Source organism: Cobetia amphilecti (assembly GCF_020217465.1).
Classification (GTDB): domain Bacteria; phylum Pseudomonadota; class Gammaproteobacteria; order Pseudomonadales; family Halomonadaceae; genus Cobetia; species Cobetia amphilecti.
Map to the genome: position 1 here is coordinate 953,264 of NZ_CP084115.1, position 19,308 is coordinate 972,571.

Annotated in this window: 20 protein-coding genes and 1 tRNA gene; 9 read left to right on the top strand and 12 right to left on the bottom strand. The window is 64.1% G+C overall.

The genetic code is table 11. The features are described 5' to 3' along the window. Window positions 1–77 precede the first annotated feature (77 nt). Window positions 78–449, top strand: a complete 372-nt coding sequence (locus tag LCW13_RS04055; RefSeq protein ID WP_225347648.1) for a hypothetical protein — start codon at window positions 78–80, stop codon at window positions 447–449. A gap of 256 nt (window positions 450–705) precedes the next feature. Here the strand turns inward: LCW13_RS04055 and LCW13_RS04060 are convergent. The 6 genes from LCW13_RS04060 to bioB form a co-directional block, all read right to left on the bottom strand. Next, a tRNA-Leu gene (locus LCW13_RS04060) sits at window positions 706–790 on the bottom strand. Between the two features lie 99 nt (window positions 791–889). After that, window positions 890–1,678, bottom strand: a complete 789-nt coding sequence (bioD, locus tag LCW13_RS04065; protein WP_225347649.1) for a dethiobiotin synthase — start codon at window positions 1,676–1,678, stop codon at window positions 890–892. Between the two features lie 52 nt (window positions 1,679–1,730). Continuing rightward, on the bottom strand, window positions 1,731–2,591 hold the full coding sequence (locus tag LCW13_RS04070; RefSeq protein WP_225347650.1) for a methyltransferase domain-containing protein: 861 nt from the start codon (window positions 2,589–2,591) through the stop codon (window positions 1,731–1,733). A gap of 1 nt (window position 2,592) precedes the next feature. Continuing rightward, on the bottom strand, window positions 2,593–3,420 hold the full coding sequence (locus tag LCW13_RS04075) for an alpha/beta fold hydrolase (protein ID WP_225347651.1): 828 nt from the start codon (window positions 3,418–3,420) through the stop codon (window positions 2,593–2,595). Continuing rightward, window positions 3,417–4,778 carry an aminotransferase class I/II-fold pyridoxal phosphate-dependent enzyme gene (locus LCW13_RS04080; RefSeq protein WP_404813663.1) on the bottom strand — a complete coding sequence of 454 codons (1,362 nt, stop codon included), beginning with the start codon at window positions 4,776–4,778 and terminating at the stop codon, window positions 3,417–3,419. Before LCW13_RS04080 ends, LCW13_RS04075 begins: the two co-directional genes overlap by 4 nt. Before the next feature lie 6 nt (window positions 4,779–4,784). Beyond that, window positions 4,785–5,963, bottom strand: coding sequence for a biotin synthase BioB (bioB, locus tag LCW13_RS04085; protein WP_215823958.1), 1,179 nt, complete (start codon window positions 5,961–5,963; stop codon window positions 4,785–4,787). 270 nt (window positions 5,964–6,233) lie between these two features. On the opposite strand from bioB, the gene LCW13_RS04090 reads away from it, so the two are divergent. The 6 genes from LCW13_RS04090 (at window position 6,234) to LCW13_RS04115 (ending at window position 11,659) form a co-directional block, all read left to right on the top strand. Further along, window positions 6,234–6,995 carry a ComF family protein gene (locus LCW13_RS04090; RefSeq protein ID WP_225347652.1) on the top strand — a complete coding sequence of 254 codons (762 nt, stop codon included), beginning with the start codon at window positions 6,234–6,236 and terminating at the stop codon, window positions 6,993–6,995. 182 nt (window positions 6,996–7,177) lie between these two features. Then, window positions 7,178–8,275, top strand: a complete 1,098-nt coding sequence (locus tag LCW13_RS04095) for a serine/threonine protein kinase (RefSeq protein ID WP_084589292.1) — start codon at window positions 7,178–7,180, stop codon at window positions 8,273–8,275. A gap of 315 nt (window positions 8,276–8,590) precedes the next feature. Further along, on the top strand, window positions 8,591–9,142 hold the full coding sequence (gene folE, locus LCW13_RS04100; RefSeq protein WP_043332418.1) for a GTP cyclohydrolase I FolE: 552 nt from the start codon (window positions 8,591–8,593) through the stop codon (window positions 9,140–9,142). 86 nt (window positions 9,143–9,228) lie between these two features. Beyond that, entirely contained in the window at window positions 9,229–9,633 is a 405-nt protein-coding gene (folX, locus tag LCW13_RS04105; protein WP_043332416.1) for a dihydroneopterin triphosphate 2'-epimerase, read from the top strand. Between the two features lie 125 nt (window positions 9,634–9,758). Continuing rightward, a complete protein-coding gene (locus LCW13_RS04110) occupies window positions 9,759–10,103 on the top strand; it encodes a hypothetical protein (RefSeq protein ID WP_225347653.1) in 345 nt (114 codons plus the stop codon). A gap of 98 nt (window positions 10,104–10,201) precedes the next feature. Then, window positions 10,202–11,659 (top strand): NAD-dependent succinate-semialdehyde dehydrogenase, encoded by a 1,458-nt coding sequence (locus LCW13_RS04115; protein WP_043332412.1) that lies wholly within the window; start codon window positions 10,202–10,204, stop codon window positions 11,657–11,659. Window positions 11,660–11,666: 7 nt separating this feature from the next. Here LCW13_RS04115 and LCW13_RS04120 read toward each other — a convergent pair whose 3' ends face one another. Beyond that, window positions 11,667–11,879 (bottom strand): hypothetical protein, encoded by a 213-nt coding sequence (locus LCW13_RS04120; RefSeq protein WP_225347654.1) that lies wholly within the window; start codon window positions 11,877–11,879, stop codon window positions 11,667–11,669. A gap of 459 nt (window positions 11,880–12,338) precedes the next feature. Then, complete coding sequence (gene glsB / locus LCW13_RS04125; RefSeq protein WP_054555045.1) at window positions 12,339–13,280, bottom strand: glutaminase B; 942 nt, start codon at window positions 13,278–13,280, stop codon at window positions 12,339–12,341. Between the two features lie 349 nt (window positions 13,281–13,629). Between glsB and LCW13_RS04130 the strand changes: the two genes are divergently transcribed. Continuing rightward, window positions 13,630–13,869: a DUF2061 domain-containing protein gene (locus LCW13_RS04130; protein ID WP_043331997.1), complete on the top strand. Its 240-nt coding sequence runs from the start codon at window positions 13,630–13,632 to the stop codon at window positions 13,867–13,869. Between the two features lie 175 nt (window positions 13,870–14,044). Then, entirely contained in the window at window positions 14,045–15,058 is a 1,014-nt protein-coding gene (locus LCW13_RS04135) for an amidohydrolase family protein (RefSeq protein WP_225347655.1), read from the top strand. Between the two features lie 108 nt (window positions 15,059–15,166). Here the strand turns inward: LCW13_RS04135 and purH are convergent, their stop codons facing one another. From purH to prmA, 4 genes are all read right to left on the bottom strand, one after another. Next, the gene (gene purH / locus LCW13_RS04140) at window positions 15,167–16,744 is read right to left on the bottom strand and encodes a bifunctional phosphoribosylaminoimidazolecarboxamide formyltransferase/IMP cyclohydrolase (protein WP_225347656.1); all 1,578 of its coding nucleotides are present in this window, start codon (window positions 16,742–16,744) and stop codon (window positions 15,167–15,169) included. A 62-nt stretch (window positions 16,745–16,806) separates the two neighbouring features. Next, window positions 16,807–17,103, bottom strand: coding sequence for a DNA-binding transcriptional regulator Fis (gene fis / locus LCW13_RS04145; protein ID WP_043331993.1), 297 nt, complete (start codon window positions 17,101–17,103; stop codon window positions 16,807–16,809). Further along, window positions 17,100–18,134: a tRNA dihydrouridine synthase DusB gene (gene dusB, locus LCW13_RS04150; protein ID WP_215823965.1), complete on the bottom strand. Its 1,035-nt coding sequence runs from the start codon at window positions 18,132–18,134 to the stop codon at window positions 17,100–17,102. Before dusB ends, fis begins: the two co-directional genes overlap by 4 nt. A 178-nt stretch (window positions 18,135–18,312) precedes the next feature. Beyond that, window positions 18,313–19,227, bottom strand: a complete 915-nt coding sequence (gene prmA / locus LCW13_RS04155; RefSeq protein WP_043331989.1) for a 50S ribosomal protein L11 methyltransferase — start codon at window positions 19,225–19,227, stop codon at window positions 18,313–18,315. Between the last annotated feature and the right edge of the window lie 81 nt (window positions 19,228–19,308).

The window sequence follows — 19,308 nt, forward strand, 5'->3', positions numbered from 1 at the left end:
GCGCTCATTGTTGGGTATACTGCGCCAGGATGAGGCAATGACCCTCGGGATTCGATCTGACGCAATGAGGCACCAGCATGCAGTGGGAATGGTTATGGGGGCTGGGCGGCCTTGGCATCGGCGGTTTCATCGGCTTCTGGCTCGGTCGCTGGCAGCCGCGCAGAGAGGAATGGAATCAGGCCGTGCATCCACTGCTATCGGCATTGGTGGAGGCGGAGCCAGACGTTGCGCGTGGTGAGCGGTTGGCGCTTGATCCCTCGCTGCTCGACGCCTTTCGCCAGGTGGCCTCGCGTCGCGAGTTCTATCGTTTCACCAGCGGAATCGAATACGTGAACCTGCAGCTCGCCGCGGCGCATGCCGCGCATCATGACCGTGAAGAGCGCCAGCTGTTGCTGGATCAGGCGCGTGTCAGCCTGGCCAGTCTGCAGGACAGCCTAAGACGACGCTGAGGTTCGTCCAGACGCGCGAATGCCGCACCGCAGAACGTCCGGGGGCGCAAGGCAGAGGATCGCAAAGCAGGTTGTTTGCAAGGCAGAGTAACGCAGAGAGAGGGCGTGAAACGGGTTTAGCAACCGACGGGAAGGCACTGGCAATGATGATGGGTGCAGAAGGCATCAGATGACACGACGCATGCACGACAGACAAAAGCGGGAGGACTTGCTGACTGCGCGAGGCAGCTGGGGAGCATCAGCAAAGGCTTGCTGATGGTGCGGAAGGGGGGACTCGAACCCCCACACCTTGCGGCACCAGAACCTAAATCTGGCGTGTCTACCAATTCCACCACTTCCGCGAGAAGCAGGGCTGCATTTTACCTGTGACGCCTTTCAAGTCAATCGCTTGTGTCGATTATCCCCTGAATTTTCCCGCCTTGTGCTGCGCCTTCAGCGCCTCACTCCTGTACGACATGCACGCTGCGTGATTCCAGCCCGCAGGGCAGTTGCAGATAGCTGGCGGCGCGCTCGGCGGCGTGGCGTGTATTGGAAAGATCTTCATCGCACATCCACGGTACGACGCCCAGGCAGGGGGCTCGCAGCGTGCGTGACAACGTCGCCATGTTGTCTTCGCTGACCTCGATATCCGCTTCCAGATGGTTGATGACGTAGCCGGCGATCTCCAGCCCATCGCGCTCGATGGCCTCAAGCGTCAGGCGCGCATGATTGATGCAGCCCAGGCGTAGCCCGACGACCAGAATCACCGGCAAGCCCAGCTCGATGGCCAGGTCCGAGAAATCCTCATCGTCATTCAGCGGTACCCGCCAGCCGCCAGCGCCTTCCACCAGCAGCAGGTCGCGCGGTGCGCTTGTCTGCTGGCCCCGTACATGCGCCGCGATTTTCGCCACCTCGAGATTGACCCCCACCTGACGCGCGGCAATGTGCGGCGCGATGGCCGGCGCGAAGCGCCAGGGGTTGATGCTTTCATAATCCGCTTCCGGTTCGCACTGCGCCTGCAATGACAGGGCGTCGGCGTTGACCAGACCATCGTGATTCTCGAAGCAGTCAGAGGCCACGGGCTTGAGGCCCAGCGTGGTCAGGCCGCGCAGGCGAGCACGTGCCAGCAGGGCACTGGCGATGAAGGTCTTGCCGATTTCGGTATCGGTACCGGTCACGAAGGCGGCGATGCCATGTTCGGCTCGCGCAGGTAAAGCAGTTTCCCGTGACGAGCTGTCCGCGGTTTTCATGTCAGTTTTCATTGTATCCGAGCGAGGCAGGTAATTGCCTTCAAGCAAAGTATCAGTGTTGTCCGTACGCAATTCTGAACGGTTTTTCGAGCACAAGTTCAATGACTTGATAGCTTACAGGCAATCCCTTCGCGGTACGCAACGTTTCATGCCGCGCCTTGGCTTGCTGCACCTCAGCGCGTGTCAGGCGCCGGCCAGTGGCGGTCTGTGCCCCGATGCCCTTGATCGAGGCCATGACAGCGGCGACATCGGGATAGTGAAATACCCGCGGGCGTAACTGCCAGTGGCAGCGCAACCCGGCGGCTTCTGCATGGCGGGCAATATGGGTGGCGCTGGGGAAGTGGCGCACGGAATCATCCGCGCGCTGCCAGGCATGGCGTACTTCCTTGAGGGTGCCGGGCCCCAAGGTGTTGATGTGCGCTCGAGCGCCGGGTTTCAAGGTGCGTGACAGTTCCGCGAGCCATTGCCGAGGGCTGTCGCACCATTGCACGGCGAGGCTCGAGAACACCAGGTCCAGACTCGCATCGGCCAGTGGCAGGCGCTCGGCATCGGCGAGTAGCCAGTGCAGGCGTTCAGGGCTGACACTCGCAAGCTCGCTTGTCTGGCGTGCGGCTTCACGCAGCATCTCAAGCGAAAGATCCAGCCCCATGCAGCAAGCCCCAGAGTAGCGCTGCGCCAGTTCGAGCGTCCAATGTCCGGGCCCACAACCGAGATCGAGCACACGGGCATCGGCCGGCAGCCGCTCAGGGAGCGAGGCGAACAGGGTGGCCGCCATGGCGTGCTGCGCCTGCGCCAGCGTGAGGTAGTCGGCAGCGCCGCGATCAAAGGCGCGGGCAACCTGCTGACGGCTCGTGGCAGGCGTGAGCGGGGGCGTTGCAAGCTCTGCAGGCGGCACGCTGACGGCAATCGACATCTCAGGCCTCCTCGCTGATGCGCGTGACGTGGGAGGCGAGGCCCATGCGTGTAAGCAGGGCATCGGCAAGCGCCTCGGTCGCGCTCAATGGCAGGCAGTGGCCGCCCTCGAATTCCGCGACCGCCTGGCCCTGCGCGCGCAGCGCCGCACTCAGGCCCGGTGCCAGCAGCGGGTCCTGCTTGCCGAGCCAGAACTCGAGCGGTAACTCTGATTGAGGCGCCAGCGACATCTGGCGGCTGGCCAGTTCCGCCAGTCCTGCCGCCAGCACTGCTTCACGACTGACGGGGTGACGACCGATCAGTTCACGCAATTGTCTGAGGCAGTCACGCGCAGAGGCCTCACCACTGGCCTGCCAGCGCAGAAAGTGTTGCCAGCTGGCGGCAGGGTTGCGCGCGAAGGCTGCGCGGAAGTCCTCCAGCACCTCTGGTGCCAGAGCGGGGAGCTTCTGCTCAGATGCGGCCTGGTCGATGAAGCTTGGCCCCATGGCCAGCGAGACAAGGGCGGCCGGCGCCTGCTTCTTCGCCAGCGCCTCGGCCCGCAGGGCGCCCAGCGACCAGCCCAGCCACAGGGTATCGGCACCGCCCAGTGAGGCTTGCGAGGCAGTCGGTTCTGAGCCTGCCTGTGACTCGGCTTGCGGGCCTTCTTCTGGCCAATCCGGCGCGATGATCTCCAGCGGGCGTCTCTTTGCCTGATCATCTGCCCCGTCATCTGCCTCATCATTCGTCTCAGTGACGTGAGCGAGGCGTGCATGCAGGCAGGCGATCAAGGGCTGCCAGATGCGCGCATCGATACCCCAGCCGCTGAACAGCACCAGACGAGTCAGCGTCATGGCGTGACTCCTTCTGGGCTGATGGTTGGGGAAGCCGAGCGGGGCTGGGCCTTTTCCGCTGCCAGTACCGCTTCGAGAGCGTCGAGCAGTACCGCGATATCCTCGGCCGTGTGCTCGGCGGAGAAGGTGAAGCGCAGGCGCGAGCTGCCGGCGGGCACCGTGGGCGGGCGGATGGCCGAGACCAGCACGCCGCGCTCGCGCAGTGCCGCGCTCCAGGCCAATGCCCGCGCTTCGCTGCCCAGAATCAGCGGCTGAATCGGGGTCAGCGGGGCGGAGGATGAAATGTTCGTGTCGGCTGACGACAGCCCGAGCGCGAGCCCACTGCCTGCCAGCAGATGCGTGCAACCCTCACGGAACTGCTGCACGCGGGCCTGCAATTGCTCACGGCGCTGCGGCTCGCGCGCGACGATCTCCAGCGCCGCCAGGGTAGCGGCGGCGACATGCGGTGGTTGCGCGGTGGTGTAGATGTAAGGGCGCGCCAGCTGGATCAGGCTCTCGATCAGCGCATCGCTGCCGGCGACGAAGGCGCCGCTGCTGCCGAGCGCCTTGCCCAGGGTGCCGACCAATACCGGCACGTCAGCCAGCGGGGTATCGCGCCCGACCAGGCCTTCGCCATGCTCGCCCAGCACGCCCAGCCCGTGGGCATCATCGATCATCAGCCAGGCGCCGTGCCGGGCGCAGGCCTGGCTCAGGCCCGCGATATCGGCGCAGTCGCCATCCATGCTGAACACGCCATCGCTGATCACCAGCGTGTCATCGGCCCGGGAGCGCGTCAGCTGGCGCTCGAGGTCCTCGATATCGCGATGATGGAAGCGACGCGAGCGCACGGCAGTAGTGCCGGAGGATGCCAGGCGCGCGCCGTCGAGGAGGCTGGCGTGATTGAGGCGATCATGGAAGATCTCGAGGCTGCGACCGGCCTCGCGCGAGGCACTCGCCAGCGCATCGATCACGCCCAGATTGGCCATGAAACCGGTGGAGAACAGCAGCGCGCGTGGCCGCCCGGTCAGCTCGGCCAGGCGAGCCTCCAGCTGGTGGTGAGCGCGCTGGTGGCCATTGACCAGGTGGGCGCTGCCGCTGCCGACACCGAATTCACGCGCCGCGCGACAGCCGGCCTCGACCAGCGCCGGGTGGTTGGCCAGCCCCAGATAGTCGTTGGCGGTGAAGTTGAGCAGCGGGCGCATTCCTGCACCGGCTTCCTGCCCGGCGAGGTTGACGTGGGGGCCCTGTGGCGAATCCAGCGTCAGGCGCCGGCGATAACGGCCGACCCGCTCACGCTGAGTGAGCAGGTCCTCCAGATGCGTGAAGCTGGCGCTGGACTGAGGGCTTAAGCGCGCGCTGGCGGGCGTGTCGGTGGCCACGAGCGATCAGACCACCAGGCCGCAGGGCTTGCGCTCGCGCACCTGGCCTTCGCTGCTGGCGGGCGTCGCCTCGCGCGTGGCGTCATAGAACAGGCTGCCCTCGACATTGGCACGTGCCTGTTCTTCCATGGCGGCCTTCAGGGCGGCTTCGCGCACTTCGTCGCTGGCGACTTCCTGGCGGGTTTCCGGGTGCAGACCGAGGCGCTCGAACAGCTCGCGGTCACGGTTGGCCTGCGGGTTGCCGGTGGTCAGCAGACGCTCGCCATAGAAGATGGAGTTGGCGCCGGCGAGGAAGGCCAGTGCCTGAGTGGAATCGTCCATCTGCTCGCGGCCGGCAGACAGGCGTACGTGACTCTTCGGCATCATGATGCGCGCCACGGCGATGGCGCGGATGAACTCGATGGGATCGAGGTCATCGACATTCTCCAGCGGCGTGCCCGCCACCTTGACCAGCATGTTGATCGGCACCGATTCCGGCTGCGGCTCCAGATTGGCCAGCTGACGCAGCAGGCCGGCGCGGTCGGTGGTGGTCTCGCCCATGCCGAGGATGCCGCCGGAGCACACCTTCATGCCGGCTTCGCGCACGCTGGCGAGGGTGTCCAGGCGCTCGCTGTAGCTGCGCGTGGTGATGATCTCGCCGTAGTACTCCGGTGAGGTGTCCAGATTGTGGTTGTAGTAGTCGAGTCCGGCATCCGCGAGCTTTCTGGCCTGATCGGTATCGACCATGCCCAGCGTCATGCAGGTCTCGAGTCCCAGCGACTTCACCTGACGCACCATCTCGGTGACCACTTCGAGGTCGCGCTCACGCGGGCTCTTCCAGGCCGCACCCATGCAGAAGCGGCTGGCGCCGGCGTCCTTGGCGGCACGTGCCTGCTCGACCACCTTCTCGATCTCCATCAGCTTTTCCTTGCCAAGGCCGGTGTTGTAGTGGCCGGACTGCGGGCAGTACTTGCAGTCTTCCGGGCAGGCGCCAGTCTTGATCGACAGCAGGGTGGAGACCTGTACCGCATTCGGGTCGAAGTGCTGGCGGTGCACCTGCTGGGCACGGAACAGCAGGTCATTGAAGGGCAGGGCGAACAGCGCCTCGATTTCCGCGACGCTCCAGTCATGGCGTACCACGCTGTCATCGGCAGGCGCAGGGATATTCGTGGCTTGTGTGGTCACGCGGGAGGCTTCTACGGTCATGAGCTTGAGGTCCTTCATCAGGCGGGCAGAGCGAGAGCGCGCTGAGCCGGTCATCCGTGGGTGAGTCCGGGAGTCGGCAGCCGAGCTGGCAAGTGGCCAGTCAACGCATCGAGTAAGGTCAGGTTAACTGAGATGATAGAGTTTCCGCGGGCGCTGTCAACGATGAGAGCTCTGCTGGTTGACCACTGGCAGCTGTCGCGACCCTGCGCCTTCTGTCAGCGTCAGCTGACGACAGCCATGTCAGGCGCGACCGAACGGCAGAGCGCTTCAGTGTCACCTCCCCATTCATTTTCCTCTCTACCGTCACGCTCGCCTGATGAGCGAGGGCTGTCATCGCGCCGCGAGTGGTGCGACGCCTGCGAGGCGAGAATCGCGCGCAATCAGCATGCCTGCCCGCGCTGTGCTGAGCCTGTCGCCTCACTGGCATTGAGTCAGCAGGCTTGTGCGCGGTGCCTGTCGTCACCGCCCGCCTTTGCACGCTGCTTTGCGCCGCTGCGGTATGAAGGGTTGCTGGCGGGGCTGTTCCAGCGCTACAAGGACCAGCATCAGCGCCGCGCCGGGCGACTGCTGCGCCAACTCATGCAGCGGGAGCTTGCGCACTTCTGCCGCGAGTGGCGCCAGGCGCATCCTCACGGCGTAGTGATGCTGGTACCGGCAGATGCCTATCGTCGTCGCCAGCGCGGCCATGATGCGCTGGCGGAACTGTGTCGCGGGCTGGGCCCCGCCATTGCTGGCCATCCGCGGGATATGGCGCGGGTGCGCGACAGGCGCATGCCGCACGAGGCGTCAGCCGCGGTGGCCAGGGCAGCGCCGGATCAGCGCCTGCGGGATAGGCGCGGGCGTCTGAAGGCCCAGCGTGGGCGTTATGACATTGACGGCCTCTTGCCCGAGCACGTGCTGCTGATCGATGACGTCATGACCAGCGGTGCGACGCTCGACAGTCTTGCTCAGGCCTGCCTGCGAGCCGGTGCCCGTGAGGTCGATGCCTGCGTGCTGGCGCGGACTCCCCTGGCCTTGCGTGGGGCGCTGTGACCCGCAAACGCGACACGAAGTAGAGCTGCCCGACACATGCCGCCGGGGCTGAGCCTCGAAACGGGCGTTGAGCTCAGCGGGCATGCGGGGTCAATCAGGGAGAAGACTGGCGTGCAGAGGGTCTAATCTCATAGCATGCAAGGTCCGGCAGCCGTTTGCTGGTCCATGCCCGAGGAATTGCCATGCCTATTGATCCTGTTTCCCCCGATGACTCGCAATCTTCCGGCACCTCGCGCGAGTTGGATGCGCGCTCCAATGGCAACACCTGGTCGACGACATCCGCGCCAGAGGGCCATGGAGACACGCGTTTTCATCCCTTCGATGCTCTCGCGCCGGACCGTGTCGTGGCCGCTGTCGAATCGCTGGGCTTCTGGTTGCCCGGCGAGCCGTTCGCGCTGAACAGTTACGAGAATCGTGTCTACCATCTCGCCGATGATGACCGACGCCGCTGGGTGGCCAAGTTCTATCGCCCCGAGCGCTGGAGCCGTGCCCAGATTCTCGAGGAGCACGCCTTCCTGGCCGAGCTGGATGAGGCCGGTGTCCCCGGCGCCCCCGCGTGGGCGAACGAGGCCGGCGAGACGCTGCATCGATTCGAGGGCTTCGACTTCGCTCTCTTCCCGCATGTGGTGGGGCGCGCGCCGGAGCTTGAATCTGCCGAGCACCTCTATCAGCTGGGTGAGCTGATCGGTCGCGTGCACGCGGTGGGGCGCAAGAGCGCGTTTCGCGAGCGGGAGACGCTCTCGCCGCTGCGGATTCTGGAAGAGAGCTGCGCCAGCGTACTGGCCTCCGACTGGCTGAGTGAGCGCCAGCGCGACAGCTACCAGCGCGTCATCGAGGCATTGCGCCCATTGGTCGCGGAGCAGAGCTGGCCGGAAAGCGCCCTGATCCGTACCCACGGCGACTGCCACATCGGCAACATGCTGGGGCGCGATGACAGCTTCGCGCTGGTCGACTTCGATGACTGCCTGAGCGCCCCGGCGGTGCAGGACCTGTGGATGCTGTTGACCGGTCAGAGCGACCCGGAGCTGCACATGCAGCTGTCCGAGGTGCTGGAGGGCTACGAGCAGCATTGTGAGTTCAATCGCAGCGAGCTCAAGTGGATCGAGACCCTGCGCACACTGCGTATGGTGCGTCACAGTGCCTGGGTGGTGCGGCGCTGGTCGGACCCCGCCTTCCCGCAGGCCTTCTCGCATGTGGCGAGCCTGGGCTACTGGGACGACCACATTCGCAGCCTGGAACAGCAGCGCGTCGCGCTGTCTGCGCCGCGTTGGCTGGCCTAGCGATCGCGATATGGCCTGGCAGTCGTGACATGACCTGAAGGTCGTCGCGAGGCCTGAGCCCCTTTGGCGAAGTGAGTGACATCGCCCCTTCATGCGCCCCCATCGGTTACCGATGGGGGCGCATGTGTTGCATGGATACGACAATCGCGTGAACAGACCTGCGTTGACGGCATGCCTGAGGTAGAATCTGGCCCTGACATTGAACACGAAGTTATACGATTTCTTGCCATCTGATCGCTTGTGTATGACTTTTGTGCTTTACCCCTGCTATGCGTGCGCTAGTGCGCGCCCCTGACCGATACCATAGGCAGACGGATGACCGAAGAGATTGCCAACCACTACCGCCAGATCATCACCGCGTTGGGTGAGGATCCAGAGCGTGAGGGCCTGCTGGATACGCCCAAGCGCGCGGCCAAGGCCATGCAGTACCTGACTCATGGCTATCAACAGTCGTTGGAGGAGATCGTCAACGGCGCTGTCTTCACCTCCGATACGGACGAGATGGTACTGGTCAAGGACATCGAGCTTTACTCGATGTGCGAGCATCACCTGCTGCCGTTCATCGGCAAGTGCCACATCGCCTATCTGCCGTCTGGCAAGGTGCTCGGTCTGTCCAAGTTCGCGCGTATCGTCGACATGTATTCGCGTCGCATGCAGATTCAGGAAAACCTCACCAAGCAGATCGCCGAGGCCGTTCAGCAGGTCACCGGTGCACGTGGTGTGGCCGTCGTGGTCGAAGCGCGTCACATGTGCATGATGATGCGTGGGGTGGAAAAGCAGAATTCCAGCATGAAGACGTCCGTGATGCTGGGCGCCTTCCGCGACAATCAGCCGACCCGTCAGGAATTCCTGACGTTGATCAGCTGACAGCAGAGTGAAGACGCCGCCTTTCGAGGCGGCGTTCTTGTCTGGGAGTCATCTCGCGCGTTTCCCTTGATCAGGAGTCCCTGCCGATGCCGATGCATGCCTTGCACGATGAACATCTCGATCACGATCTCGCCACCATTCGCATCAAGAACCTGCGCCTGAGAACCTATATCGGGATCAATGAAGACGAGATCCAGAACCGCCAGGATGTCGTGATCAACGTGGTGATCCGCTATCGCGCGGCACGCGCCGTGCAGTTCAATCACATCAGTGAAGCGCTCAATTACCGCACCATCACCAAGCAGTTGATCCGTCATGTCGAGGAAGGGCGCTTCGCGCTGCTCGAACGCATGACCCGTGAGGTGCTGGATATCGTGATGGCGCACGAACAGGTGCTGACGGCGCAGGTCGAGATCGACAAGCCGCATGCCTTGCGCTTCTCGGACTCGGTGTCTATCACCCTGTCGGACAGTCGCGAAGCGCATGACTAGTCGGCCAGGGCAGGCGTAGAAACGCTCAGGCGTAGAGAAGCTCAGATGTCGAGAAGCTCAGATGTCGAGAAAGTCAGATATCGAGAAAGTCAGGCGCAGAAGCCTGAAGAGTCGGGAGACATGATGTGATCGGGGAAATCATCCATTTCGATGATGCAGAACAGCAGGGCACCATTCGGGACGAGAAGGGCGGTGAGCACGCCTTCGATCTGGTCGGCTGGCGCGGGCGTGGCTTGCCGGGGCCGGGACTGGCGGTGGACTTCGAGCTTCGCGACGGGCGTGCAGTGCAGGTCTTCAATGCGCGAATCAAGCAGCAGAAGGCGCGGCGAGTCGTCTCGATGCCGCCCGAGAGCGAGGCCGGCGAGGCGCCCGGGCCCACGGCTGACGCCGCCAGGCCGGCAACGCGCAAGCGCTGGTGGCTCGCCGGGCTGGCCATCGTGGTACTAGTACTGGCAGGGTTGTGGATCTAGCGCCACGCCCGCATCTAGGCTATATCAGGTTAGTCTTGAGTAGTCTCGGGTAGCCGGGAATCACTGCCTTGACCCACAAGCACGCCTCGGGAGTCTTCATGGAACATCTCAACGATACCAGTCTGTTTCGTCCATTTGCCTATATCGACGGTGGCTGGGTAGCCGCGGATTCCGGCGAGCAGATCGAGGTCGACAATCCTGCCACCGGCGAGATCATCGGCCGCGTGCCTCGGCTGGGTTACGCCGAGACCGAACGTGCCATCGAGGCGGCGCAGCACTCCTTCGCGGACTGGAAGGAGACGCCGGCGCTGGAGCGCGCTGACATCCTGATGAAGTGGTACGCCCTGATGCTGGAGCACAAGGATGATCTGGCGCAGATCATGACGCTGGAGCAGGGCAAGCCCCTCGCCGAAGCCGCCGGTGAAATCCAGTACGCGGCCAGCTTCCTGCGCTGGTTCGCCGAAGAAGGTCAGCGCGTGTATGGCGACACCATTCCGGCCGCCAAGCGTGACCAGCGTATTCTGGTGCTCAAGCAGCCGGTCGGGGTGGTGGGGGCGATCACGCCGTGGAACTTCCCGGCCTCGATGATCACCCGCAAGGCGGGCGCCGCGCTGGCCGCAGGCTGCCCGATCGTGGTCAAGCCGGCCAGCCAGACGCCGTTCTCGGCGTTGGCGCTGGCGGTGCTGGCGGAACGTGCTGGCGTGCCGCGCGGTGTCTTCAACGTCGTGCCGGGCTCGGCCAAGGACATCGCCAAGGCGATGACCGATTCCAGCATCGTGCGCAAGGTGACCTTCACCGGCTCCACGGAAGTCGGGCGTGGCCTGATGGCAAATGCCGCGCAGCATATCCAGAAGATCTCGCTGGAGCTTGGCGGCAACGCGCCCTTTCTGGTGTTCGAAGACGCCGATCTCGATGCGGCGGTGGAAGGCGCGATGGCGGCCAAGTTCCGCAATGCCGGCCAGACCTGCGTCTGCACCAATCGCTTCCTGGTGCAGTCCAGCGTGGTCAATGCCTTCAGCGAGAAGCTGGCCGCTGCCATGAACGCTGAGCTGACCGTGGGCAATGGCCTGGAAGAGGGCGTCAAGGTCGGTCCGTTGATTGATGGCGACGCCGTCGAGAAGGTCACCGAGCATGTGCAGGATGCCCTCGACAAGGGCGCCGAACTGCTGCTGGGCGGCCATCCGCATCCGCTGGGGGGCAGCTTCTTCACGCCGACCCTGATCTCGCAGGTGACGCCGGAGATGAAGGTCGCCCGTGAGGAAACCTTCGGTCCGCTGGCGGCGATCTTCCCCTTCGAGAGCGAGGAAGAGGCGATCGAGATGGCCAACGACACCGAATTCGGCCTGGCCAGTTACTTCTACAGCAGCGACCTCAAGCGTGTCTGGCGCGTATCGGAAGGTCTGGACTACGGCATGGTTGGTATCAATACCGGGCTGATCTCCAACGCCGCGGCGCCCTTTGGTGGCACCAAGGCGTCGGGGTTGGGCCGTGAAGGCTCCAAGTATGGCCTCGAGGAGTACATGGAAACCAAGTATCTGTGTCTCTCACTTGGCTGATCCATCGTCATCGGATCTGCGCTGTCGATCTTTGCTTGAGCCTTGCATCCTCGAACTTTGCCTCCTGGAGCTTTGCATCGCTGATTGATGGCCAGCGCTCAAGGCAGTGATTGGACACGCCATCAGCTGGCAAAAAGCCCGCCCGGGAAACCGGGCGGGCTTTTTCATGCCATGCATTTATCCCACCTGCCTGCGCCGAGTGTGGCTGCAACTTGGCCATGGAATTTTCGCTGCTGATGAGAGCGATCTTTCACTGTTGATGAGAGAACGGCATGCGCGAGAGGTGGGCAAGCTCGCGACAAGAGGCGCATGAGTCATTGGTCGTAGAGATGGAGTGGCTCGAGGATCGATGGCGCTGCGCGTGTCAGACCAAAGCGGTATATCGCGGCCTTTTAGCGCAGATCAGGGCCAAAGACAGGTGTGCTTTGTCGGCATTCTCTTACTTGTGCATATGCTTATTTAAGCTACAGTCAAAGAGCGGGACCTGTGGTGATAGTCTTCAAGGATTGAAGACAGGGCGAGTGGCGTGGCGGACGCGACTCGCCCTTTTTTATTGCCGGAACTCTTATCTCTTATCTCTGATCTCGGGTTCGGATCTTGGCTCTCGCGCCGCAACCCTCATGCCGCAACGCTCACTTCCCAGCCCCCATCTCAGTCCTCACTTCTCGGCTCGCAGGTCTCACCCCAGTGGCGAAAGCCCCATGCCCGCCACCAGGCCTTCCAGTGCATGTCGCCCGGCAATCGAGTTGCCGTAGCCGTCCAGGCGTGGTGACCAGACGCAGATGCTCATCTGTCCCGGCAGGATGGCGATGATGCCACCGCCGACGCCACTTTTGCCCGGCAGACCCACCCGCCAGGCGAAGTCGCCTGCCGCATCGTAAAGCCCGCAGGTCAGCAACAAGGCATTGAGCTGGCGTGTCTCCAGCGGCGAGACCACTTCCTTGCCATCCAGCGGATTGACGCCGCGATTGGCGAGGAAGGCGAAGCTGCGCGCCAGTTCCACGCAGTTCATCGACACCGAGCAGCTGTGGAAGTAGGTATCCAGCAGGTCATCCACATCGGAATGCACATTGCCGTAGGCCTGCATCAGATAGGCCAGCGAGGCGTTGCGCGCCTTATGGTCCATTTCCGAGCGCGCGACCTTTTCATCGAAGCCGATATCGTCGCTGCCGGACAGACGCCTGAGCTGCTCACGCAGGGTGTTCTGGATCGAGACGATGCGCGATACCAGCAGGTCGGTGATCAGCAGGGCACCGGCATTGATGAAGGGGTTGCGCGGAATACCGTTCTCGACCTCCAGCTGCATGATCGAGTTGAAGGCCTGACCGGAAGGCTCACGGCCGACGCGCGACCAGATCTCGTCGCTCTCCAGGCGCTGCATCGCCAGTACCAGCGCATGCACCTTGGAGATCGACTGGATCGAGAAGCGGGTATGCGCGCTGCCGGCGTACTGGACACGGCCATCCACATGGCAGACGGCGATGCCGAACTGGTCAGGGTCGACCTGTGCCAGGGCCGGGATATAGTCCGCGACCTTGCCCTCGTTGAAGCAGCGGCTGGCATCATCGGACAGGCGTTCGAGCAGTGTCTGGAGAGCATCGGGGTCGAGTGGCGGCGTCATGGCAACCTTGAAGCAGCGGTAGAGGGAAAAGGGCGCGAAGCTGGCCGGGCCATCGTGACAACGGCGCCATCGGCATCAGGCCGAGAGTGGCGCGAGGGGCCGGCAGGGCATTCTAGCGGATATGGCCGCAGCTGGCGCGCTCGATGCCGCTGGCAGGGCGTGCCGTCAGGCCGGCTCAATCGCGTGATAGTTGACGCTTATCAGCCAGGTAGTGCAAAGTGATTTCTATATGCAGTTGAGAATCGTTATTATTGGTTAATCAAGGCAGCACGCAGTTGCCTGACCCCATGACATGCGACGCGCTGAGGCTCAGCGTCTCGCTGAGTAGACCGCCCGGAGGGCAGCCAACATGATCAAGACATTGACCTTTGCCAGCATGCACTTCTCCATCGCCTTCGGTGTCACCTACCTGCTGACCGGCGATATCGTGGTCGGCGGCCTGGTCGCCATCGTCGAGCCGGCGGTCAACACCGTCGCCTTCTTCTTCCACGAGAAGGTCTGGAACCGTGTCACCGCACGCCGCCAGCAGGCTGCTGAGAGCGAGGCGAACTCGCGAAACGCCATGAGCGGGGCGGCGCTGGCGGGCTGAGGCTGCTTGCGCGTGGCAGGGATGCGCCGCAGAATCGAGCGACCTTTTCCCGGAGCTCCCCATGCTGAAGCTTGCCCCTCGCATCGTCCGTTCCTCTCTTCCTGCCAGGGCCTCTTGTCCTGCCCAGCCCTCTCACCCTGCCCGCGCCCGCCAACGTCCTCTCGTCCAGGGGGCGTTGGCGTTGCTGCTGGGGCTTGCCGGCAGCCTGTCTGCTCTCGAATCCGTGTCAGCCGACGAGACGCGCGATTATCACTACAGCGACGCCCACCTGCACTTCGTGGACTTCTTCCAGCAGGGTGATGGTCTGGGGGCCTTGCTGGATGCCATGGACGAGGCACAGGTCGATCACGCCCTGGTCACGGGCATTGGCGTCGCCAAGAAATGGCAGCAGGACGCGCCCAAGAAGCCACGTTACTACATGGGCGATGATGCGCCGGTCTACTGGTATTCCGGTACCGACTACATCCTGGCCGAGGCGCTGACTCGCGCGCCCGAGCCGGTACAGGCGCGTTTCTCGCCGTTCATCACCGGCTTCAACCCCACCGATCTGAACGCTGCCGACGAGATTCGCCAGCTGATGGCGATCTATCCCGGCTTCTGGAAGGGCATCGGGGAGGTCTTCACGCGCCATGACGACCTGACGCGCCTGACCGAAGGCGAGACGCCGCGCGCCAATCATCCGGCCTTGATGAAGGTCTATGCGCTGGCGGCGGAGAAGGGGCTGCCGGTGATGGTGCATTCCAACATCACCAGCAAGCGGGAAGGGCATGAGGGCCTGTATCTCGAGGAATTCGAGAGTGCGGTGCGCGACAATCCGGACACGACCTTCATCTGGGCACACGCCGGGACCAGTGCCGAGCTCAATCGCCGTCTGGGGCGCATGACCTGGCTGCACGGCGAGATCGAGCGCATGCTGGAAACCTACCCCAACCTGAATATCGACCTGTCCTGGTCGGTGCTGGAACCCTACCTGCTGGATGATGAGGGACAGCCGCGTTCGCGTTGGGTGGCGCTGGTCGAGCGCTTCCCACAGCGCTTCGTGCTCGGCAGTGATGTGGTCGGACGCTTCGGCTCGGTGGGCGATATCCTCGCCAGCTATACGCCCTTCCTCGATGCGCTGTCGCCACAGGCGGCGCGCAATGTCGCGCGCGACAACTTCCTGCGCTGGGTCAACCTGCCGGTCAAATGACCGCGTTTCTTGTCAGATGCGCATGAAAAAGCCCCCGCCAGCATGTCGCTGGCGGGGGCTTCTGCGTGGGCGCTAGCTTAGGCGCCCGTGCAGGTCAGCGTTATCTGATCAGTGACGGAAGTGACGCATGCCGGTGAAGACCATGGCGATGCCGGCTTCGTTGGCCGCATCGATGACTTCCTGATCGCGCATGGAGCCACCCGGCTGGATGACGGCAGTGATGCCAGCTGCCGCAGCGGCATCGATGCCGTCGCGGAACGGGAAGAAGGCATCGGAGGCCATCACGGAGCCCGGCACTTCCAGACCTTCATCGGCGGCCTTGATGCCGGCGATCTTGGCGGAGTACACACGGCTCATCTGGCCGGCGCCCACACCGATGGTCTGGCCATCCTTGATGTAGACGATGGCGTTGGACTTGACGAACTTGGCCACTTTCCAGGCGAAGGTCAGGTCGTTGAGTTCCTGTTCGCTCGGCGCACGCTCGGTGACGACCTTGAGCTCATCGCGGCCGACCATGCCCTGGTCGCGGTCCTGGACCAGCAGGCCGCCGGTGACACGCTTGAAGTCGTGACCGCCGGTACGTTCGGCCGCCCAGGCATCCGCGACGTCGAGCAGGCGCACATTGGCCTTGGTGGCGACGATGGCCGCCGCTTCTTCGCTGATGCCCGGGGCGATGATCACCTCGACGAACTGACGCGAGACGATCGCCTGCGCGGTCTCGGCGTCCAGCGGCACGTTGAAGGCGATGATGCCGCCGAAGGCGCTGGTCGGGTCGGTCTGGAAGGCACGCTCGTAGGCGGCCAGGGCAGACTCGCCGATGGCGACGCCACACGGGTTGGCGTGCTTGACGATGACACAGGCGGTCTCGTCGAAGGCCTTGACGCACTCGAAGGCGGCATCGGTGTCGGCGACGTTGTTGTAGGACAACGCCTTGCCCTGCACCTGCACGGCCGTGGCGACGCTGGCCTCGGTGGCATCATCCTCGACGTAGAAGGCCGCCTTCTGGTGCGGGTTCTCGCCGTAACGCATGTCCTGCTTCTTGCTCAGGCTGACGTTGTACTGACGCGGCAGGCCTTCGCTGCCCCCTTCGACACGCTGGCCCAGCCAGTTGGCGATGGCGCCATCGTAGGCGGCGGTGTGCTCGAAGGCGGCCACGGCCAGGTCGAAGCGCGCGCCATCGCTGACGGCGTTGTCGTTGGCATCCATCTCGGCGATCACGCGGTCATAGTCCGAGGCGTTGACGACGATGGTGGTGTGGGCGTGGTTCTTGGCGCAGGAACGCACCATGGTCGGGCCGCCGATATCAATGTTCTCGATGGCGTCTTCCAGCGAGCAATCCGGGTTGGCCACGGTAGCGGCGAACGGGTACAGATTGACGATGACCATGTCGATGGGGTCGATGCCGTGCTCGGCCATCACCGCATCATCCTGGCCGCGGCGGCCGAGAATGCCACCGTGGATCTTCGGGTGCAGGGTCTTGACCCGGCCATCCATCATTTCCGGGAAACCGGTGTGCTCGGACACTTCCGTGACGGCAAGGCCGTTGTCCTTGAGCAGGCGGAAGGTACCGCCAGTGGACAGCAGGGCGACGCCGCGGGCGTCCAGGGCACGAGCGAATTCGACGATTCCGGTCTTGTCGGAAACACTCAGGAGGGCGCGACGGATGGCTTGGGGCTTGGCTTGCATGATGCTCCACTCGTGGATCAACAAAAAGACGCCGGGGCACCTGTAAAGGTGCCCCGGCGGGGTCAGATCAGATCAAACTGCTTGAGCTTCTTGCGCAGTGTGCCTCGGTTGAGGCCCAGCATGTCGGCGGCGCGGGTCTGGTTGCCCTGCGCGTGGGCCATCACCGCCTCCAGCAGCGGCGCCTCGACCTCGGCCATCACCATGGCATGCAGGTCGGTGACCTGCTCGCCATCCAGGTGGGCGAAGTAGCGCGCCATGGAGTGCTCGACGGCCTCGCGCAGGGTCTGATGGTGCCGCACGGGCGTCATCAGGGTGGCCTGGCTTGCGTCGTCGGGTGAAAGAGGGTGCCTGCTGGTCATGCTGCGTGACTTCCTTGCGTCTCGGTGCGGGCGATGCCTTCCGGCTCGCCGAACAGGCGGGTCAGGAACTGGCGCTGTTGTTCCGGCTCCTCGAGGGGATTGAAGTGGCGCTTGAGCTCACTGCCATCCTCCCGCGTCGCCAGATACCAGCCCACATGCTTGCGCGCGATGCGCGTTCCCATGTAGTCACCGTAGAATTCGTACAGGGCCTCGAGGTGGGTGCGCATCACGAGGGCGCGCTCCGCATCGCTCGGGCCACAGGCTACCTGGCCGGTGGCCAGGTAGTGATTGATCTCGCGGAAGATCCAGGGGTTGCCCTGGGCCGCACGGCCGATCATCACGGCGTCGGCGCCCGTATAGTCAAGCACATGTCGCGCCTTCTCGCCGCTGTCGATATCGCCATTGGCGAAGACCGGAATCGACACCGCGGCCTTCACGGCGGCGATGGTGTCGTATTCGGCCTCACCGGTATATTTCTGCTGGCGAGTGCGACCATGCACGGACAGCGCCTGGATGCCGGCGTTTTCGGCCATGCGCGCGATGGCGATGGCGTTGCGCGTCTCTTCGCACCAGCCGGTGCGCATCTTGAGCGTGACCGGCACGTCCACGGCGCGTACCACGGCATCGAGAATCTCGCCGACGAGCTTCTCGTCGCGCATCAGGGCAGAGCCGGCGGCTTTGTTGCAGACCTTCTTGGCCGGGCAGCCCATGTTGATGTCGATGATCTCGGCACCCATCTCGGCGTTGAGCGCCGCGGCCTCGGCCAGCATGGCGGCGTCACCACCGGCGATCTGCACGGCACGCGGGCCGGGTTCGCCGGCATGGTTCATGCGCGTGCGGGACTTGACGGTATTCCACAGCCGCTTGTCACTGGTCACCATCTCCGATACCACCAGCCCGGCGCCCAGCTCACGACATTGCTGTCGGAACGGACGATCGGTGACACCGGCCATCGGGGCCAGAATCACGCGATTGGGAAGCTGATGTACGCCGATGCGGGGCAGGTCGGCGGGAAGCGGGGTATCGGTCATGGGTCTCGTGTCATGCGAGTGGTGTCAGGCGCGCGAGCCGCTGTCGTGTCAGGGATTCGCGGGGGCGTCATGATACCTAGAGCGCCGCAGGGTTTGAAGGGCTATTTCATCCACAATGCATCGCGGATGCGTTCTCCCTGCGCGGCTGCGGCGCTCATGGCATGGCTCATGGCGTGGCTCAGCCCATCAGTGGACGCTGACCATTGAGGCGTACCCAGCCATCGCGCTCGGTGGGCTCTTCCATGATCAGGCCGGCCTCACGATAGGCGTCGAGCACCTCTCCCGCCTGGGGCGCGAGAATGCCGGAGAGCGCCAGCAGGCCACCCGGGGCGACGCTGCCCGCGATCTGCGGGGCCAGTTCGACCAGCGGGCCGGCCAGGATGTTGGCGACCACGATCTGATAGCCCGCGTCTGGCAGGCGGTCCGGGTAGCACAGGGTCAGCTGGTCGCTGACGTCATTGCGCTGGGCGTTCTCACGCGAGGCCTGCAGCGCCTGCGGGTCGATATCGGTGCCCAGCGCATCCACCGCGCCGAGCTTGAGGGCGGCGATGGCGAGAATGCCGGAGCCGCAACCGAAGTCGAGCACGCTGTGCTGGGCGAGCTTGCCATCGACGGCCAGCCCATCGAGCCATTCCAGGCACAGGGCGGTGGTCGGATGGGTGCCGGTGCCGAAGGCCAGGCCGGGGTCGAGCATCAGGTTGACGGCGTCCTGTTCCGGCGCATCGTGCCAGCTGGGCACGATCCACAGGCGCTGGCCCATCTTGAGCGGCTCGAAACCGTCCATCCATTCACGGGCCCAGTCACGGTCCTCGAGGATCTCGACCTCGATCTCCGGGCAGGGCTCATCGGGAATCAGTGCCGCCCAGCCGGCCTTGACCCGCTCGCGCATGGCCTCGATGCCTTCGGTGCCATCCCACAGGCCAGTGAGGACAGTCTCGCTCCATAGCGGCGTGCTGCCGAGGTCCGGTTCGAACAGCGGTTGGTCTTCTGCATCCTGCAGCGTGATGGCGCAGGCGCCTTCTTCCATCAGCAGATGCTCGAGAATCTCGGCGTGGTCGGGGGCGATACGCGCCTTGAGTTGCAGCCAGGACATGGTGACTCCTGTCGATGGGCGATAAGAAAGGGGAGGAGGGCACAGACGACAGAAGGGCAGCCGAGGCCACCCTTCTGTCGT